Source organism: Streptomyces sp. NPDC046985 (genome assembly GCF_040644415.1).
Taxonomy (GTDB): Bacteria; Actinomycetota; Actinomycetes; order Streptomycetales; family Streptomycetaceae; genus Streptomyces.
The window spans coordinates 48,076-65,179 of the sequence record NZ_JBEYWK010000011.1; the positions used below are offsets into that span (position 1 = coordinate 48,076).

The 17,104-nt window shown below is 71.8% G+C and carries 17 protein-coding genes; 9 read left to right on the top strand and 8 right to left on the bottom strand.

Annotated elements, in window-relative coordinates; translation table 11 throughout:
• Window positions 1-57 precede the first annotated feature (57 nt).
• From ABZ861_RS16215 to ABZ861_RS16225, 3 genes are all read left to right on the top strand, one after another.
• Window positions 58-936 (top strand): TauD/TfdA family dioxygenase, encoded by an 879-nt coding sequence (locus ABZ861_RS16215; protein WP_361630070.1) that lies wholly within the window; start codon window positions 58-60, stop codon window positions 934-936.
• Window positions 937-1,236: 300 nt separating this feature from the next.
• On the top strand, window positions 1,237-2,058 hold the full coding sequence (locus tag ABZ861_RS16220) for a hypothetical protein (protein WP_361630073.1): 822 nt from the start codon (window positions 1,237-1,239) through the stop codon (window positions 2,056-2,058).
• A gap of 80 nt (window positions 2,059-2,138) precedes the next feature.
• On the top strand, window positions 2,139-2,696 hold the full coding sequence (locus ABZ861_RS16225; RefSeq protein ID WP_361630076.1) for a hypothetical protein: 558 nt from the start codon (window positions 2,139-2,141) through the stop codon (window positions 2,694-2,696).
• Window positions 2,697-2,762: 66 nt separating this feature from the next.
• Here the strand turns inward: ABZ861_RS16225 and ABZ861_RS16230 are convergent, their stop codons facing one another.
• Window positions 2,763-3,461 (bottom strand): SDR family NAD(P)-dependent oxidoreductase, encoded by a 699-nt coding sequence (locus ABZ861_RS16230; RefSeq protein ID WP_361630079.1) that lies wholly within the window; start codon window positions 3,459-3,461, stop codon window positions 2,763-2,765.
• A gap of 114 nt (window positions 3,462-3,575) precedes the next feature.
• On the opposite strand from ABZ861_RS16230, the gene ABZ861_RS16235 reads away from it, so the two are divergent.
• Window positions 3,576-4,442 (top strand): helix-turn-helix transcriptional regulator, encoded by an 867-nt coding sequence (locus tag ABZ861_RS16235; protein WP_361630082.1) that lies wholly within the window; start codon window positions 3,576-3,578, stop codon window positions 4,440-4,442.
• A 338-nt stretch (window positions 4,443-4,780) separates the two neighbouring features.
• On the opposite strand, the gene ABZ861_RS16240 is transcribed toward ABZ861_RS16235, so the two are convergent.
• The gene (locus tag ABZ861_RS16240) at window positions 4,781-5,866 is read right to left on the bottom strand and encodes a Gfo/Idh/MocA family oxidoreductase (RefSeq protein ID WP_361630085.1); all 1,086 of its coding nucleotides are present in this window, start codon (window positions 5,864-5,866) and stop codon (window positions 4,781-4,783) included.
• 309 nt (window positions 5,867-6,175) lie between these two features.
• Between ABZ861_RS16240 and ABZ861_RS16245 the strand changes: the two genes are divergently transcribed.
• Complete coding sequence (locus ABZ861_RS16245) at window positions 6,176-7,018, top strand: helix-turn-helix transcriptional regulator (protein WP_361630088.1); 843 nt, start codon at window positions 6,176-6,178, stop codon at window positions 7,016-7,018.
• A 135-nt stretch (window positions 7,019-7,153) separates the two neighbouring features.
• On the opposite strand, the gene ABZ861_RS16250 is transcribed toward ABZ861_RS16245, so the two are convergent.
• The gene (locus ABZ861_RS16250; RefSeq protein WP_361630091.1) at window positions 7,154-7,720 is read right to left on the bottom strand and encodes a TetR/AcrR family transcriptional regulator; all 567 of its coding nucleotides are present in this window, start codon (window positions 7,718-7,720) and stop codon (window positions 7,154-7,156) included.
• Window positions 7,721-7,820: 100 nt separating this feature from the next.
• On the opposite strand from ABZ861_RS16250, the gene ABZ861_RS16255 reads away from it, so the two are divergent.
• Together ABZ861_RS16255 and ABZ861_RS16260 are read left to right on the top strand one after the other, a co-directional pair.
• Window positions 7,821-8,207, top strand: coding sequence for a nuclear transport factor 2 family protein (locus tag ABZ861_RS16255; RefSeq protein ID WP_361630094.1), 387 nt, complete (start codon window positions 7,821-7,823; stop codon window positions 8,205-8,207).
• 84 nt (window positions 8,208-8,291) lie between these two features.
• On the top strand, window positions 8,292-8,585 hold the full coding sequence (locus tag ABZ861_RS16260) for a hypothetical protein (protein WP_361630097.1): 294 nt from the start codon (window positions 8,292-8,294) through the stop codon (window positions 8,583-8,585).
• Between the two features lie 54 nt (window positions 8,586-8,639).
• Here the strand turns inward: ABZ861_RS16260 and ABZ861_RS16265 are convergent, their stop codons facing one another.
• Both ABZ861_RS16265 and ABZ861_RS16270 read right to left on the bottom strand, forming a co-directional pair.
• Window positions 8,640-9,326, bottom strand: coding sequence for a class I SAM-dependent methyltransferase (locus ABZ861_RS16265; RefSeq protein WP_361630100.1), 687 nt, complete (start codon window positions 9,324-9,326; stop codon window positions 8,640-8,642).
• A 191-nt stretch (window positions 9,327-9,517) separates the two neighbouring features.
• Complete coding sequence (locus ABZ861_RS16270) at window positions 9,518-10,453, bottom strand: LysR family transcriptional regulator (RefSeq protein WP_361630103.1); 936 nt, start codon at window positions 10,451-10,453, stop codon at window positions 9,518-9,520.
• Between the two features lie 132 nt (window positions 10,454-10,585).
• Between ABZ861_RS16270 and ABZ861_RS16275 the strand changes: the two genes are divergently transcribed.
• The gene (locus tag ABZ861_RS16275) at window positions 10,586-11,827 is read left to right on the top strand and encodes an MFS transporter (protein ID WP_361630106.1); all 1,242 of its coding nucleotides are present in this window, start codon (window positions 10,586-10,588) and stop codon (window positions 11,825-11,827) included.
• A 314-nt stretch (window positions 11,828-12,141) separates the two neighbouring features.
• On the top strand, window positions 12,142-13,707 hold the full coding sequence (locus ABZ861_RS16280; RefSeq protein ID WP_361630109.1) for an alpha-L-arabinofuranosidase B: 1,566 nt from the start codon (window positions 12,142-12,144) through the stop codon (window positions 13,705-13,707).
• Window positions 13,708-13,864: 157 nt separating this feature from the next.
• Here the strand turns inward: ABZ861_RS16280 and ABZ861_RS16285 are convergent, their stop codons facing one another.
• From ABZ861_RS16285 to ABZ861_RS16295, 3 genes are all read right to left on the bottom strand, one after another.
• A complete protein-coding gene (locus ABZ861_RS16285; protein WP_361630112.1) occupies window positions 13,865-14,476 on the bottom strand; it encodes a DUF4232 domain-containing protein in 612 nt (203 codons plus the stop codon).
• Window positions 14,477-14,958: 482 nt separating this feature from the next.
• Complete coding sequence (locus tag ABZ861_RS16290) at window positions 14,959-15,408, bottom strand: response regulator (protein ID WP_361630115.1); 450 nt, start codon at window positions 15,406-15,408, stop codon at window positions 14,959-14,961.
• Window positions 15,405-16,946: a CHASE3 domain-containing protein gene (locus ABZ861_RS16295; protein WP_361630440.1), complete on the bottom strand. Its 1,542-nt coding sequence runs from the start codon at window positions 16,944-16,946 to the stop codon at window positions 15,405-15,407. The genes ABZ861_RS16290 and ABZ861_RS16295 overlap by 4 nt, the downstream gene beginning before the upstream one ends.
• Window positions 16,947-17,104: the final 158 nt, after the last annotated feature.

Genomic DNA, 17,104 nt, shown 5'->3' on the forward strand with positions numbered 1-17,104 from the left:
GTCACCTCCGTGGCCGCCCGGCACTCTCCATCCGACCCGATCAACCGGAGGACCTCCATGGAGGAGTACGCACTACAGGCCGTCGAGCGCCTGACCACCCGCCCCGCCGAGCCGTACGAGACGCTGTCCGTCGACCCGGTCACCCCGCTGCTGGGCGCCGAGGTGTCGGGCGTCGACCTGTCGCAGGAGCTGACCCCGCAGCAGGAGAAGGAGATCAAGCACGCGTTCCTGACCCATCACGTGCTGGTCTTCCGCGACCAGGACATCACGCCCGAGCAGCACAAGCGCTTCGCCGCGCTGTTCGGGGAGCTGCACCCGGTGTCCCTGCCCGTCGAGGGCTCCGACCCGCACATCCTGGAGATCCGGGCGGACAAGGACTCGCGGATGGTGGCCGGCGACGGCTGGCACGCCGACGGCACGGCCGATCCCGAGCCGTCGCTGGGCTCCATGCTGCACATCACGACGGTCCCGGAGGGCGGCAGCGGCGGCGACACCATGTTCGCCAACATGCACCTCGCCTACGAGATGCTCTCCCCCACGCTGCGCTCCTTCCTGGACGGGCTGACGGCGGTGCACGACGGCGCCCTGCCGTGGCGGGCGGCGGGCCAGAACCCGCCGCCGGAGTACGACGTCCCGCGCAACGAGCACCCGGTCGTGCCCCGGCACCCGGAGACCGGCCGGAAGCTGCTGTTCGTCAACGGCCCCTACACGTCGCACATCCCGCTGTTGTCCAAGGCGGAGAGCGACGCGCTGCTGGCGATGCTCTACGGGCACATCGCGAACACGCCCCTGCTGCACTGCCGGGTGCGCTGGCAGCCGGGGACCCTGGTGTTCTGGGACAACCGCTGTGTGCAGCACCACGCGGTGTGGGACTACTTCCCGCTCACCCGGCACGGCCGCCGGGTGGCAATCGAGGGCACCCGCCCGCAGTCCTGAACGCCGGGACGCGGCCCCCGCGACGCGAGGGGAAAGCGCCCCCTGGGGCGCTGACACGGTGATCGCGGGGGAATCGTCACGCGGGCACACGGGTGGCTGCGGTCTCGGCATGGCGCGAGTCCGGGCGTCCGCGACCTGACAGAGCATCACCGCATCGCTGTCCCCTCCCCTACTATGTCGGCTGTGGCGGTGAGGAGACGACTGAGGATACGCAGGCCGCTTCCGCGGGCGCGGCGGTCCGTGCCCCAGCCGCCGCGGGGGCGCGGTGCGGCGGGATGGGTCACGTCCACAAGAGTATGGGTGGGCACCGTCGTTCTCGGGGTTCTGGCGACCCTGCTCACTAGCTGGCTGCTGAAGGCGCCAGGGCAGGTGTTCGACACGGACGCGGTCGAAGACGGGTTGCGGTCCGGGCCGGACTCCTCGGTTTCGGCAGAGGTCGTGCGTATGGACGACGAGGGCCTCAGCGCGATCACGAGGGACGAGTTCCGGCCGAACGCCGCGCAGGAGCAGATGCTGGAGCGTCGAGGTTCGGTGAATACCGCGGCTTTCGGTCGCCTGATGCGGGCGTATCACGCGGTGAGCCCCGAAGTGGTCACCGTCCGGGCGACGGTGACCGGTCGCCGCAACCAGAAGATCGACATCGAGGACATCCGTCCGCTGATCACAGCCCGTACGGCTCCGCTGTCGGGCAGCTACCTGAACGTACCGCCACAGGGCGCCCCTTCTACGCTGAACATGTTGTTCGACATGGACCGCCCCTTCCCGATCGCCAGGAACGTCGACGTCGATGCCTTTTGCGCAGACGGAGGGCAGCAGAAGGCTCTCGGGCCGCCGTTCTTCGGGCAGCGCACGATCACTCTTCAGGACAAGGAGCAGCAAGTGCTGCTCATCCGGGCCATCACCACAGAGCACTACGTGGCGTTCCGGCTCGAAGTCGACTACATGCTCGGCAACGAGAAGAAGAAGGCCGTGATCGACGACCACGGCAAGCCGTTCGAGGTGAGTGCCTTGAACCTCACGCCCGACGGGAAACTCGGTTACCACAGCGTGTACGAACTGCAGAGTGACTTCTCCTTGCGTCGGGTGAAGCGCTGGGGCGCTGCGACGGGCATCGGGTGCTGAGCCGCAGGGACGGAAGCAGTGGACGGGGCAGGTGGTCGTCGCTCCTGCTTCTGCTGCTTCTGCTGCCTATCGCCGCTGTCTTGTCGTGGTGGCGACCGTGGCACGGCAACGGCGCGGTCGCCGGGCCGCCGGCCGCCTCGCGTACTCCAGCCGCCTCGCACACTCCAGCGCCCTCGCGTACTCCAGCCGCCTCGCACACTCCAGCGCCCTCGCGTACTCCAGCCGCCACGGCGTACTGCCCGCCGGCTGATCTCGCTGGACTGGACGGCGGATCGGCGGCTTTCTGGCGTAAGCGAGTCGAACCGGTTCACCGAGCCGCCTGCGCCGGGGACTTCGCCGGGCTGGCTCGTCTGCTGGGCGGCGGCCACGTCAAGGACTTCGCCACCGAGGAGTGCAACGGCTGCACGTCGTCCCAGATCGTCACGATGTGGCGTGAGGAGTACGGCTGGGACTCCGCCGCCCTGGCCCGCCTCCTGGAGACTGCGCCCTCGGCGGATCAGGGCGGTTTGACCTATACACGTGGCGACCTGGCTGCGATCTTCGATCGCGGCACACACGAACTCCCCGCCATGTGGTCAGGCTTCTACGTGCAGTGCCACGAGCACCCTGAGTGCGTCATGCTGCGGACGACCGGCTGACTGCGCCTGACCCGGCGATTTCCTTCTGAAGCAGTCGACTGGCGGCGACTGTCGCGCCGGTCGCGGTCAGGACCAGGCGATCTCGCCGTCGCGGGAGAGGAAGCGTCCGGTGCCGGCGCCGGGCGCCTCGGTGGCGAGGGCGACGATCGCGTCCGTGCCCTCCGTGACGGTCTGGGAGCCGCGGTGAGCGTTGAGGTCGGTCGCGGTGTAGCCGGGGTCGGCGGCGTTGACGCGGATGCCCTTGAGCCCCTTGGCGTACTGCGTGGTCATCATCGTCAGCGCTGCCTTCGAGGCGGTGTACAGCGGCGCCACGACGTGCGACTCGGGCCGAGCGGGGTCGTGGGTGAAGGCGAGGGAGCCCATGCCGCTGCTGACGTTGACGATCACAGGGTCGTCCGAGCGGCGCAGCAGCGGCAAGAAGGCTGTGGTGACGCGGACGACACCGATGACATTGACGTCGAGGACGGCGTGGGCGTCGGCGGCGGTGAGGTCGCTGGGATCGCCGGCGGGGCCGAGCACACCCGCGTTGTTGATCAGGACGTCGATCCTGCCTTCGTGTGCGGCGACGTTCGCGGCCGCGGCGGCCACGGACGCGTCGTCGGTCACGTCGATGGGGACGTAGCGTGCGCCGAGCGTGGCGGCGGCCTCCTCTCCCTGCTCACGGTCGCGGGCTCCGATGAGCACGGTGTGGCCGTGCTCGATCAGGCGGCGGGCGGTCTCGCGGCCGAGACCCTTGTTGGCTCCGGTGATGAAGGTGATTGTCATGGGTTCGATACTGCTCCGAAGGAGGGCGGCGGAACAGGAACGCTTCCACCGTAGGAAACCCAGTACCACCCTCGGGCCCCCGTGCACGATCGGGGATGCAGGAGGATGGAGAGCATGCCAGCGACACCCGGAAACGGACTGGGCGTGATGATCCGCACGTGGCGGGACCGGCTGCCCCCGTCGGCCGCAGGGCTGCCGGCGGCCCGAGGGCGCCGGGCGGCCGGGCTGCGACGCGAAGAACTCGCCGACCTGGCCGGAGTGTCGGTCGACTACATCGTGCGCCTGGAACAGGGCCGGGCCACGACGCCCTCAGCGTCGGTGGTGGCCTCCCTGGCGCGAGCCCTGCACCTGTCCAGCGCCGAGCGGGACCACCTGTACCGGCTGGCCCAGCTCGTACCGCCGGTGGACGGCACGATCAACGACCACCTTCCGCCCGGCGTGCAACGGGTGCTCGCTCGCCTCGGGGACGTGGCGGTCGCCGTGTTCGCGGCGGACTGGCAACTGGTCTGGTGGAACCGCGGGTGGGCGGCCCTGCTGGGCGATCCCTCCGCCTTGCCGTCGCGGCTGCGCAACTTCGCCCGCTCCAGGTTCCCGGTGGACTCCGGCGCCGCCCGCCTCGCGCTGTGGCCGGTGACCGAGGCGGACCGCGACGCCACTGACGCCGCTGTCGTGTCCGATCTGCGCCGCGCCACCGGCCGCTTCCCTCGGGACAGCCGCCTGGCCGCGCTGATCCGCGAGCTGAGCGCGGGCAACAGCAGGTTCGCCGCGCTGTGGGCGACCGGTGAGGTGGCCGCGCACCGCGAGGACCACAAGACGATCGACCACCCGTCAGTGGGCCCGATCAAGGTGGACTGCGACGTCCTGGTCGACGGCGACTGCGAACTCAAGATCGTCGTCATGACCGCCGTGCCCGGCAGCGAGGACGAGACGAAACTCCGGCTCACCGCCATCGCCGACCCGGCGGTGACCGCGCACCGCTGACCTGCCTGAAGCGCGGGCGCGGGGAGCAGTCGTCGGGGGTGGTCGGTGCGTGGGACACGTGTTCCCGGGTGCCGGGTGCGCGACGGCTGCCGGCACGGGGACCGACGGCGCCGGGCCGGCCGCCGGAGAGCGCTGAGCCACCGCCCACGCCCAGAGACGACGGCCATGATCCGGTCGACCGGTCCCACCGCGGGCCCCAGCGGCGGCACCGGGGCGGCCCTGGGCGGGACGCTCGCCGTCGTAGGAAACGACCCGCCTTCACGGCACGACCGGCTCGTCGACCTCGCCTTCGGGCTCCGTGGCTACGGCACGAACGGCGAGGTGGTGGAGGACCGCGTCTATGCGCGAGGAAGTGTCTGGCGCGTCCCGGACTGTGCGGCACGGGCGACGGCGGCGATCAGGCGCGCATTGTGCAGTGCGTGGGCGAAGCCGGGTGTGTCGCGGCGTGCGGTCTCCAGGTCACGAGCCATGCTCGCGTACACCTCCGCCACGTTCACGGCCGGGTCGGCAGGGCCTCCGCCGACCACAAGGGCGTCCGGGGCGTCGAACGGGGCGCTCGACGTCAGGGTCAGGTCGCCGCCCTGGACCCCGTACATCGTGCCGCCCGTCAGCCTGAGCCAGCCCTCGCTGCCGCATACCTCGAACACGAAATCCGCGTCGTCGGCGGGAACCCCGCCGACGACACTGGCGTTGAATATCGCGCCGGACGCCGTCCTGCCGAGGACGTCGGCATGGTCCGGCACCTCGCGTGCGGTGGTCGTACCGGTGTCCATGACGGTGACGACCGGCCAGAGGGTGTCGGCGCGGGCGTCGACCTCGGTGATGTCACCGAGCACGCTCTCCACGATGTCGAGGGTGTGGCCCGCGGTGATCGTCAGAAGGTTGGCGCCGGAGTCGGCCTTGTCGAAATAGACGTACGGGGACACGGTGACGCCGCCGAAGCCCAGGGAGGTGGAGACGACCCGGGCCCGGAGGGGCTCGCCGATCCGGCCGTCCGCGATGATGTCCCTCGCCCGACGCACGGAAGGGTTCAGCCTGCCCTGCAAGCCGATGGCGGTCGTCCGCGATGCGGCGGTCGAGGCAAGCTCCTCCGTCTCCTCGACCGAGACACCGAGAGGCGCCTCGCTGTAGACCGCCTTGCCCGCGGAGAGCGCGGCGAGGACCAGTTCGCGGTGGGCGGGCACCTTGACGGCGACGGTGACGACGTCGATCGTCTCGTCGCGCATCATGTCCACCGGGTCGGCGAACCACTTCTGCGCACCGAACGCCGCCGCCGCGGCGCGAGCGCTCTCCTCGTGCCGCGTGGCGACCGCGACCAGCTCCGCATGAGGATGGCTTCGCAGCGCCGGGATGTGCGACACCTGGGCCCAGCTCGCCTTCGTGTCGGCGCCGACGATTCCGATACGGATTTTCCTGTGGGGCATCAGTCAGTCCTCTGGTACGGGTTCTCGATGTGCGGTCGGGGTGGTCGGAGTCCGGGATGTGCGGTTGCGAGACGCCGACGCCGTCTGCGTAGGGCTCGGCATCGCAAGGGCGCACGGCGCCGCAGCACAGCCGTACGCGCTGCTCCTCGTCCGGCGTGTCCGAGGTGACGATGAGCCGGGGAGGGGGAGGAGTCGCCACTCCTTCTTACGCCGGCTTCCTCGCAGAGAACCAGGTCACAGCGAACCTGGTCACAGCATGACCACCCAAGGCCCGGATGGCGTGGAGGGCGCCGTGTATATCCTGGAAAAATGCCACGTGATCGAGCCGCGCTCGGGGCGTTCCTGCGTTCCCGCCGGGACCGGCTGTCCCCCTCGCAAGTCGGCCTCAAAGTCGCTCCCGGACCTCGGCGTGTGCCGGGACTGCGGCGCGAGGAACTGGCCGTGCTCGCCGGGCTGAGCGCGGACTACTACAGCAGGCTCGAACAGGGGCGTCAGGCCAACGTCTCGACGGGCGTGCTCGACGCGCTGGCCCGAGCGCTGCGCCTCGACGAAGTCGAGCACGCGCATCTGCGCGATCTGGCCGACCCTGCCGCTCGTCACTGCGGCGGCGACCCCGACGCCGCGCAGAGTCCGGCGCCCGGACTGATACGAGTGCTGCGCACCCTGGACCACGTGCCGGTACTCCTGCTCGGTCACCGAGGCAGGGTCCTCGCCCGCAACGCCCTGCTCGCGGAGGTCCTCGGGCGGCCACTGGAGCCGGGATCCTCGTTCATCAGGTACATGTTCCAAGATCCCGTCGCTCGTGAGCGCATCGCCAACTGGTCCCACTTCGCCGCGGCCACCGTCGGCATGCTGCGTCGTGAGACGGCCCGCCGGCCGTACGACGACCGGCTGGCGCGCCTCGTGAACGAGCTGCGCACCGCAGACCGTGACGTCGCCCGCTGGTGGGACGACCACGCCGTCGTGGATTTCCGCTCGACGAGCAAGCGCATCGAGCACCCGGTGGCCGGTCCGATGCTCTTCGACATCGAGCACGTCGTCGCGCCGGACGAGCCGGAACAGCATCTCGTGATCTACACGGCGGACCCCGACTCCCCCACCGCCCGCGTCCTGCCGATGCTGGCGAGCTGGAGCGGCGCGCATCGGGCTTGACGGGCCCCGGCGCACCGCGTCTCCGTCTCCGTCGCGGCACCGGCGGCGTGCTGGGCAGCCTCAGCGCGGCGACGCCGCCCAGTGCCGACAGTGCCCTGCCAGGGCGAGGGGCCGGTCGGAGGGCGAGAATTCGAGCTAGCTCTCCCCGAGGAGCCCCGCGACCAGGCCGCGCGCGTACGCCTCGTCCGTGTCGGGGATCGAGAAGACCACCCGGAAGTAGAGCGGCGCGACGATCCGGTCCAGAACCTGCTCCAGGGGCGGGGGCACGGCGCCGCGCTCCCGGGCCGCTTCGAGGACGGGGCTGAAGCGCTCGCTGACCCTGCGCAGACACTCACGCAATCCGCTGTGCCGCTCATCGACGTCGGGCGCGACCTCGGCGCGGAAGAACGCGATGCCGCCGGGCCGGGAGAGTTCCGTCAGCGTCCAGCACGCCTGGCTCTCCAGGTCGGTGCGCAGGTCGCCGACGAGCGGGGGCGCGCCGGTCTCACGGCGGCGCTCGGCGACGTCGACCAAGAGCGCGGCGAGTGTGCCCCAACGCCGGTAGAGCGTGCTGGGGTTGACCTCCGCGCGCTGGGCCACGGCGGAGAGAGTCACTTGGTCGGCACCGCGCTCGCCCACCAGATCGACCACCGCGCTGTGCACGGCGTCACGGACGCGGCTGCTGCGGCCGCCGGGCCGCTTCGTTGGTGCGTCAGCGTTCACCCCTCCACTTTAAAGCAAGAGCTTGCGCCTTAGCGATCGGCGTGCGTACAGTCGAGCTAAAGCAAAAGTTGCCGCTTTAGCGCTGACCGAAGGGAAACCCATGTCCACCGACGAAGCCGCCCTCGCTCTCGGGCACAGCTTCCACCAGGGCCTCGCCTCCCGCGACTGGGACGGCCTCCGGGACCTGCTGCACGACGACGCCACCTGGACCCTGCCCGGCGACAACACCGTCTCCGGCACGGCCGACGGCGCCGACGCGGTGGTGGAGCGCGCTCGTCAGATCGCCTCGTACGGCCTCGACTTCGAGCTGCTGCACCTCCTGGTCAGCAGGGAGAACATGGCGCTCTCCCTGCACAACACCGCGCGCCGGGGAGACGCCGTCCTGGACGAATACCTGGCCACGGTCTGCCGCCTGCGCGACGGAAAGATCGCCAGCATCGAGACCTATCTCTCTGACGTGCCCGGAATGAACGCCTTCTTCGTCTGACGTCCTGATCCATCAGTTTCCCAGGGCCTCCAGGGCGGGTGCGAGTCCGTATCTGCGCTCGCAGTGGACCTGCACGCAATGGTCGTGATCACCGTCGCGGTCGGAGATCTCGAACTGCCGGGTGAGGTCCAGCGTGAACACGGGAGGACCGTCGAAGGCGTAGGTCCCGTACTGGAACAGAAGACTGTCAGCGTCGGGTGTGTCCGGGACGTCGAACAGCCGTCGGCCGAATCGGAGGAAGGCAAGCCAGAGGTCTTCCGTGACCAGACGAAAGAACAGCTCCAGGCTGCCGTCGGATGGCGCCACGACGGCGCCACCCACGTCCGCGTCGCCGTCATCGTCGCCGCCTTCGCCCTGACAGCCGCCGCCCTCGCCTGAAGCCCACGAGCCGAGACCGCTCAGGACTCGACTCGGCAGCGTGCGGCCACAGCACTAGCGCAGGCGGCGCGCGCGCAGTACCACGTCGTCGGTGTGGTGGGCGCCCGCGCCGCCCGGGGGCGCCGTACGCGGTCGTTGCTCGTCCGCCTCCACCTCCCAGTCGTCGGTGAGGAGCGCGGCGACCATGGAGGGCCATACGTAGTCGGCCGGATCGAAGTCGCCGTGCTCGACCTGGTGGGCGTCCATCCCGGCATGGTGGACGAGCAGCAGGACGCCGCCGGGCGCGACCGCCGCGATCAGCGCGCGCTCGGCCGCCGCGTCCTCAGTGCGCGGCAGGGCCGGGTACTGCGCGGAGACCAAGTCGAAGACGCCCGGCGCCAGCGGGGCCTCCGTCAGCCCGGCGTGCACCCAGCGCACGGCGACGCCGGCCGCCCGCGCGTGCGCGGCGGCTCGCTTCAGCGCCACGCCGGAGACGTCGAGCGCGGTCACGTCCCAGCCGCCGCGCGCCAGCCAGATGGCGTCCGCGCCTTCGCCGCAGCCGACGTCGAGCACCCGCCCGGGAGTGAGCCCGGCGACCTCGTCCACGAGAGCGCCGTTGGGCTCGCCGCTCCATAGCTGCTGCCGTTCGGCGTACCTGCCGTCCCACTCGGCCCGCGCGGCGGGATCCCCGGCGTAGACCCCGGCGGGCGAGGGGGCGTCGGGTGCGGTCGGTTCGCCTGCGATGTCGATGTCGTCGCTCATGGCCCCACGGTGCACCGGTGCGTGCCGGGAGGGCCATCGCTGTTGCCGGATCGGCAAAAAGCCGGGTCGGAAAAGGGGTGTGGGACGCGTAGTAATGGGCGTGGGGATGCGTAGGGATCAGGAGGCATCGCCGGAGCGGTGGAAGCGGCGGCTCACACCCGGCCTTGCGACCATCTACGGCGCGGCGGGGTTCAGCGCGGGATCGTCCAGGCCGGCGTCCAGGTCCCGGCGGTGTCGTGGCCGGTCGCTGTGGCGGCGAGGTGGGCGCGGAGGGCGGCCAGCGCGGGGTGGGGGTTGTCGCGGCGCCACAGGAGCGCGTGCGGGTAGACCGGTGTCGGGTCGGTGATCGGGATGCGGCGCAGGCCGTGGTCGGTGGGCCAGACGAGGCGGGTCCGCTCGCCCATGAAGGTGGCCAGGGCCGGGGTGTCGGCGATGGTGTCCAGGAGCGCGTCGGAGCCGAAGTTGGGGCCGGTCGCCTCGATGGTGAGGCCGAACTCGGCGGCGAGGTCGTCGTAGTAGGCGGCCCACTCGGTGCCGGGGACGATGCCGGGCATCCAGATGCGGTGCCCGGCGAGCTGAGCCAGGGGCGCCGACCGGGCGCCGGCGAGCGTGTGGGCGGGGCCGGTGAGAAGGTGGAGCGGCTCGTCGAGCACCCGGACGGCGTCGACGTCGTCGGGGAGGGGCCGGCCGGGCGCGGCGACGGCGCGGAAGGACGCGTCGATCTCGCCGGACCGGAGGGCGGCGACGGCCGTCTCGACGTCGAACAGCCACACCACGTCCAGCTCGATCTCGGGGTGCGCGCGGTGGAAGGCGCGCATCAGGCCGGACGGCGCGACGCGCGAGGCGATCACGTCGACGCGCAGCGGACGGCGGCCGGGGCGTACGGACGCGGTCGCGCGCTCGGCGACGCGCAGCAGCTCGCGCGCGTGCGGCAGAAACGCCTGCCCGTCGATGGTCAGCTCGGCGCCGCGGGCAGTGCGGGTGAACAACCGCACGTTCAGGTCGCGTTCCAGCGCGGCGATGCGCTTGGAGACGGCCTGCTGGGTGACCGCGAGGGCGGCGGCGGCCTCTCGGAACTGCCGCGCCTCGGCGACGGCGACGAAGGTCCGCACGGTGTCGATGTCCACAGGAAGACCCTACGGTCACAACCGATGGTTGTGGCGGGTGGGTCTCAGGTTGTTTGCTACCTGGTGTGCGGGCCGCTTTGATTCCCTCGGTCGCGGATCGGTTGTGCGGGTGGGCGGTGAAGGGTGACGGACATGGGGAGCGGGCGCCGTCTGGGGCGGCGGTTCGGGTGGCTCTGGGGAGCGTACGGGACCAGTGCGCTCGGCACGTGGCTCGCCTTCGGCGCGTTTCCGCTGATCGCCGTGCGGGTGCTGCGTGCCGGACCGGCCGAGGTCGCCGCGCTCGCCTGTGTGGGGTCCGCGGTGGGCGCGGCCGCCGCGGTGCCGCTCGGCCCGTGGGCGGAGTCCCGCCGCAAGCGGCCGGTGCTGATCGCGACGGACCTGGCGCGGTTCGCGACGCTGCTGACGATCCCCGTCGCGTTCGCGTTCGGCGTGCTCAGCTTCCTTCAGCTCCTGCTCGTCTCGGTCGTCGTCGCGGCGGCCGACATCACCTTCCGCGCTGCCAGCGGCGCGTACCTGAAGACGCTGCTGCCGGCCGAGGACCTGCTCACGGCCAACGCCCGGTTCGAGTCCACCGCGTGGACGGCCACGATCATCGGACCGCCGCTGGGCGGCGCGGCGATCGGGCTTCTCGGTCCGGTGGCGACGGTGGCGGCCGACGCGGTCAGCTACCTGCTCTCGGCCCTGGGCATCGGCGCCATGGGCGGCCACGAGTCGCGGCCCGAGCGCCCGGAGGCCGGACGCCTGCGGGCCGCGGACCTGCTCGACGGCTGGCGGCACATCCTCGCCGACGCGACGCTGCGTCCGCTCTTCTTCAACACCGCCCTGTTCAACGCCCTGGTCATGGCCGTCCAGCCGCTGCTGGCCGTTTTGATGCTCGGCCCGCTGGGGTTCGCGCCGTGGCAGTACGGCCTCGCCTTCGCCGCGCCCTCGATCGGCGGGCTGCTCGGCTCGCGGCTGGCCCGACCGCTCGTGACCCGGTTCGGCCAGCGCCCCGTGCTGGTCGCGACCGGGGCGCTGCGCGCGGTCTGGCCGCTGGGCCTGGCCTTCGTGCGGCCGGGCGCCCCCGGACTGCTGCTGGTGATCGGCGTCGAACTGGGGCTCATCTTCTGCTGCGGGGTCTTCAACCCGGTCTCCGCCGCCTGCCGTCTCGAACGCACTCCGAGCGACCGCGTCACCCGCACGCTGTCCGCCTGGGCGGTGACGACCAGGGCCTCGACCGCGCTCCTGACGGCCCTCTGGGGGGTGCTGGGCGACCTGCTCGGCCCCCGTACGGCCATCGGCGCGGCCGGCGTGCTCCTGCTCGCGACCCCGCTGCTGCTCCCCCGCCGCACGGCGGCGCTCTCCGAACCGGCGCCGACGGCGCACCACGCCTGACGAGCCGCCGCGACCGCCCCGTCGCACGTCGCCCCGGCCGCCGCCGTCACCACAGGGCGCCGCGACCGCGTCAGCCGACGCCTGCCTCTCCGCGGTTTCGTGTTCTTTCGCCTTCGCAGGGGGTTGACGGCTTGCGGCGGCCCGCAAACAATCGCCTCTGGATTTCCGGCGATTGTTCGGTATTTCGACGGCCGGAGGGTCTGGCTTTTCAGTCGAACGTCGTTCGGTATATCGACCATCGCCAGCCCAGAGCGCCGTGCCACCGCACACCAGGAACGGATCACGCACCGCCCCCGACGAATCCGAGGTGCCCCGTGTTCGTGCGAACCCCCCACTTCCGGCGGCCGAAAAGAGCCGTCCTCTCCCTCCTCACGGTCTGCGCCGCCCTCGCGGCCGTCCTCCTCGGCGGCCGCGCCCCGTCCGCCGGCGCCGCGGGCTCGCTGCCCTGCGACGTCTACGGCGGCGCCGGCACGCCCTGCGTCGCCGCGCACAGCCTGGCCCGCGCCCTGTACGGCTCGTACGGCGGCCCGCTCTACCAGGTGCGGCGCGCCTCCGACGGCGCCACCGCGAACATCGGCCTGCTCGCCACCGGCGGCTACGCCGACGCCGCCGCCCAGGACTCCTTCTGCTCCGGCACGACCTGCGTCATCACCACGATCTACGACCAGTCCCCGCGCCACAACGACCTGACCGTCGAGGGTCCGGGCGGGGCCGGCGCGGCCGACGTCGCGGCGCCCGCCGACGCACTGCCGGTGACCGTCGGCGGCCACCAGGCGTACGGGCTGGAGATCTCCGCCGGCATGGGCTACCGCGACAACTCCACCTCGGGCGTGGCCGTGAACGGGCAGCCCGAGGGGATGTACATGGTCACCTCCGGCGCCCACGTCAACGGCGCCTGCTGCTTCGACTACGGCAACGCCGAGACGAACACCCGGGACAACGGCAACGGCCACATGGACGCCCTCAACTTCGGCACCGAATGCTGGTTCCAGCCCTGCTACGGCGCGGGGCCCTGGGTGCAGGCCGACCTGGAGAACGGCCTGTTCCAGTCGAACGCCGGACACAGCACGAACACCGCGAACACCGGCACCGGCCCGCTGCCGTTCGTCACCGCCCTGCTGAAGAACAACGGCCGGGACCACTTCGCGCTGAAACACGGCAACGCCCAGTCAGGCGGCCTGACCACCACGTACTCCGGCGGCGAGCCGACCACGCCCGGCTACTCCCCGATGCGGCAGGAGGGCGCCATCGTCCTCGGCACCGGCGGCGACAACAGCAACGGGTCCATCGGGTCCTTCTTCGAAGGCGTGATGACCGCCGGCATCCCCTCCGACGCCGCCGACGACGCCGTCCAGTCCAATATCGTCTCCGTCGGCTACGGCGGCCCCACCGGCAGCTCCGGGACGCTCAACCCCGCCTCGGAGATCTCGCTGCGCGCCACCACCGCCTGCTGCACCACCGAATACGTCCGCCACCGCGACGGCCAGGTCGTCACCTCCCCGATCTCGTCGGGCAGTTCGGCGCTCGACAAGAACGACGCCACCTGGGTCGTCCGGCGCGGCCTCGCCAACCGCTCCTGCGTGTCCTTCGAGTCGCGCAACTACCCCGGCGACTTCCTGCGGCACTACGACTTCAAGCTGTTGCGCCAGCCGATGGACGGCAGCGCGCAGTTCAGGGCGGACGCCACCTTCTGCCCGGAGAGCGGCAAGAGCGGCGCCGGCACCACCTCGTTCAACTCCTACAACTTCCCGGGCAAGTACCTGCGCCACTACAACCACACCCTCTACATCGCGAGCGACGGCGGCTCCAACGCCTGGGACGCCACCGCCTCGTGGGCGGCCGACGTGAGCTGGGCCGTCAGCTCGCCCTGGGCGCCGTAGCGGGAACCGCCGACGGCGTCCGCCCCGCTCCACGCCACGAGGAGCGCGGCGATCACGGTGACGCCGCCTCGCGACGACGGACCGGCCCGCAGGCCGCCGCCCGCCGCCGCGAGGCGCCCGGCCGCCTGGTGCGGCCGGGCGCCTCGGGTGCGGAAGGTCACCTGGTGACGTCGGCGTGCCGGGTCAGCGCGGTCACTTCGAGGTCGCCGTGGTCGACCCACTGCGGGAAGGCGAGCGTCTTGTGCGCGGTCGCCGCGGGCGGAGTGATCTCAAGGTACGACGCGTGCACCGCGCCGGAGGTCCCGGCGTTGGCGTGGGTCCAGGAGACGACGGCCTCGGCGCTCTCGCCGTCCCGCAGGACGAGCGTCTTCTTGCCGGGATCGGAGAGGTACCAGGTGTCGCCCCAGTGCGTGTGGGAGGAGAGCGTCCGGTGTGCGGAGTCCTCCAGGCCCAGGCCGGGGTAGCCGCGCACCGCGCAGGTCGCGCCGCTGTAGTTGCGGAGCGTGACGACCACGCCCTGGTGGTTCATGCCGCCGGCGAGCTGCTGGCCGAAGGTCGCCTTGAGCGCGGAGGCCGAGCAGGTCGGGGTGGATGCCGCCGTGCTCGCATGGCCGGCCCCCGCGGCCTGCGCCACGCCCACTCCGGCGAGTCCGAGCCCGGCGACGGCGGCCGCGGTGAGCAGCGCGCGGCCCCGCCGACGCTCGCTGCGGCGCCCGGCGGTGGGACGGAGCGCGGCGCTCTGGTCGTTGGTGTTCCGGTGGTCGGTCACAGCAATCGCTCTCCACTCGTGTCATGCGGTGCGGGCTGGCCGCCCGCTCTGCCTTTCGGCGCGGTACACGAGGTTCGATGCGGCGGCGCGGCGAAAAGTTCGCGGCCGCCCGGGATTCGTCCGACGGAGCCCGACGCGAGAGCCTGCGACCGGGCTGGGGCCGGGAGGCGAGCCTGCGACCGGCCGGGCCGGGAGGCGAGCGTGGGGCGGGCAGGGTCTTCGAGGCGGGCGCACGGGAACGGCGGCGGCGCGTATGAGCTGCGTCACACCTCTGCGGGGCTTTCGCTCCGGCCCATGGAGGAATAGATTCCGCTTACCCCGCGAGAGCGCCTTCTCGGCGCCCGCCCGTCGATCCTGGGGCGGCGGGCGCGCGGGGGCCAAGCCGGACGCCGGACGCGGCGCCGCGGGGCCCGTCGCCGCAGCGGCCCCGTCGTGGTGCGCGCCTTTTCCTGCGGCCGTTCGCCGGGCGTGGGGCCGGGTCCTCAGCCGTTGCGCCGGGGCAGGCGCACCACCTGGACGAAGAAGTCGTCGATCTGCCGGACCGCGGCGATGAACTGGTCGAGGTCGACCGGCTTGGTGACGTAGGCGTTGGCGTGCAGCTTGTAGCTGCGCAGGATGTCCTCCTCCGCCGCCGAGGTGGTGAGCACGACGACCGGGATGTCGGTGAGGTCCGGGTCGGACTTGATCCGCTCCAGGACCTGCCGCCCGTCGTACTTGGGCAGGTTCAGGTCGAGCAGGATCAGGTCGGGGCGCGGGGCGTCGGCGTGCCGGCCGCGGCGGAACAGGAAGTCGAGGGCCTCCTCGCCGTCCCGCACGACGTGCAGCGTGTTGCCGATCTTGTTGTCTTCGAACGCCTCGCGGGTCATCAGCTCGTCGCCCGGGTCGTCCTCGACGAGGAGCACGTCGACTGGTGCGGCGCTGCGGGATGTCATGTGAGGGCCTTTTCGGTAGAGCGGGGTGCGGTCGCGCCGGCGTCGCCGGGACCGGACGGCAGGGTGAAGCATACGCGGGCGCCGCCGGTGTGGCCGGTGTCGATCCAGATGCGTCCCCCGTGGTGCTCGACGATCTTCTTGCACAGCGCCAGGCCGATGCCGGTGCCGCCGTAGGCGTCGCGGCTGTGCAGCCGCTGGAAGATGACGAAGACCTTCTCCGCGAACTCCTCGCCGATGCCGATGCCGTTGTCGGTGACGCACAGGAGGTGGCCGGCGCCGTTCGGGTCCTCCTCGCAGGTGATCGTTATGCGCGGGGGGCGTTCGGGGTGGCGGAACTTGACGGCGTTGCCGACGAGGTTCTGGAGCAGCATGCTGAGCAGCGTCGGGTCCCCGACGATCACGGGCAGCCGCTCGGGGCGCTCGATCCGCGCGCCGGCCTCGTCGGCGGCCGTGTCCAGGTTGGCCAGAGCCTTGGTCAGGGCCTGGTCGAGGTCGACGTCCACCCGGGCGTCGTTGAGGCGTCCGACGCGCGAGAAGGTGAGCAAGTCGTTGATCAGGACCTGCATGCGCTTGGCGCCGTCGACGGCGAAGTCGATGTACTGCACGCCGCGGTCGTCTAGCTGGGCGCGGTACCGCTTCTCCAGGAGCTGGCAGAAAGAGGCGATCTTGCGCAGGGGCTCTTGGAGGTCGTGGGAGGCGACGTAGGCGAACTGCTCCAGCTCGGCGTTGGAGCGGCGCAGTTCCACTGCCTGGGCGTCCAGGTCGGCGGCTTGGCGGGCCAGGACGTCCTGCTGGCGGTGGGCGGCGTCCAGGGCGGCGACGATCCGCTGCCGCATGTGCTCGATGCCCCCGGCCACCGCGGTGAGGTCGGCGGGGCCCTCACCGGTGATGACGTGGTCGAACTCACCGCCGGCGACACGGCGGGAGGAGTCGCGCAGGGCCTGGAGCGGGCGGGCCACGAGCAGCCGGATCAGGACCGCGAGGACCACGCCGGTCAGCAGGAAGGCCGCCACCATGCCGCCGAGGACCGCGTCGCGGACCGTGCGGGCGTGGTGGAGCTGGTCCTTGGCGTCCGCCACCGCCCGCGTCAGATCGGCGTTCTCGGCGCTCCATCCGCCGCGGATCCCGTCGAAGACCTTCTTGCCCCGCTCGGCCGTCGCGCGGTCGACCGTGCGGGGCCGGCCGGGCACGACCTGGGCCACGAGCGGCTCCGCGTAGGAGCGCCGCCAGTCCGCCGCCTGGCGCTCGACCGCGTTCAGGCCCGCGAGCAGCCGCGGCTGGTCTCCGATGAGTGCGCGCAGGCGGGCCGCGGCATGGGCCTCGTCGTCCTTGCCCTGCGTGTAGGGGGCGAGGAACTGGAGGTCGGCGGCGATGGCGTAGCCGCGGACGCCGGTCTCCTGGTTGACCAGGGCGGCCTGGAGCCGGTACGCCTGCGTCTGGGCCGGCTGGACGCGGTCGGTCAGCCGGTCGGTGACGCGCACGGTGGCGCCCATCACCTGGACGCCGACCACGGTGCCGACGACCACCATGAGCGCCATCAGCGCCAGCACCGCATGGAACCAGCCCTGCACCGTCAGCCGGCGGCTGATCCGCCGTCTGCCCGGGTGGAGAACGTTCCCGCCGCTCTCGCCGCTCTCAGCGCTCTCAGCGTTGTTGCCGTACTCGCCCACCGCGTTCTTACCCGACACCTTCTCGA